The sequence below is a fragment of the Clostridium sp. SGI.024 genome (assembly GCF_050315195.1).
Taxonomy (GTDB): Bacteria; Bacillota; Clostridia; order Clostridiales; family Clostridiaceae; genus Clostridium.
The window spans coordinates 1-998 of sequence record NZ_JBNPON010000146.1; the positions used below are offsets into that span (position 1 = coordinate 1).

Annotated in this window: 1 protein-coding gene; it reads left to right on the plus strand. The window is 32.2% G+C overall.

Annotation, left to right across the window (positions count from 1 at the left end; genetic code table 11):
* Positions 1–998: IS6 family transposase (locus ACQRD5_RS17125; RefSeq protein ID WP_427747110.1), on the plus strand; the 998-nt coding region annotated here is incomplete at both ends.

A 998-nucleotide genomic window follows, 5' to 3' on the forward strand; every position in this document is an offset into this window, starting at 1 on the left:
CCATTAGTATTTATCTGTCCTTATTGTGGTGCTACGCTTACGGAAAAAAAGCAACGTAAACATTTTAGAATACATAAATGCACCAACCATAAGTGCTCATATTATCAAAATAATCTTAAGAAATTACCTAAAGATCTTAATGATTGTGATAAGTATAAATATAAGCTTCACTACATATACCGTGAGTTTAATATTAACTTTTTTAAAATGAATTTATATCCAATATCTAAACATGCTACTGGATTTAGTTTTAAAAAGTTTAATCCTCATATAATGGGACTTTGCTTAACTTATCATGTTAATTTAAAGCTTTCTACAAGACAGACTGCTCATGCACTAAAAGAAGTTCATGGAATAGATATTTCACATACAATGGTGGCTAAATATGCTTTAACAGCAGCCGCTGTTATTAAACCATTTGTAGATACATTTGATTACAAGCCATCTAAAATACTTTCTGCTGATGAGACTTATATTAAAGTTAAAGGCATTAAGCATTATGTTTGGTTTGTAATGGATGCTTGCAAAAAATCTATTCTAGGTTATCAAGTATCTGATACAAGATCTGTAGGTCCTTGTATTTTAGCTATGCGTATGGCTTTTGATAAGTTTAAAAACTTCCCAGGAAAAGCCTTGAAATTTATTGCTGATGGCTATACAGCCTATCCGTTAGCGAAGCAACAATTTGAACTTGAAGAAAATAAAGACTTTGATTTAATTCAAGTTATTGGACTAACTAATGATGATGCTGTATCATCTGAACATCGCTGGATTAAACAAATAATTGAGCGACTTAATAGAACATTTAAATCCTCTTATCGCATAACCTGTGGTTATGGTAGCGAAGATGGTGCTCTTCATGGGGTTAGTCTTTGGGTTGCGTATTATAACTTTCTACGTCCACATCCTTATAATTACTGGCGTCCATTAAATGAACTTAAGGAATTAGATGGCATTGATAATATGCCTGCAAAGTGGCAAATTCTTATTGCTCTTGG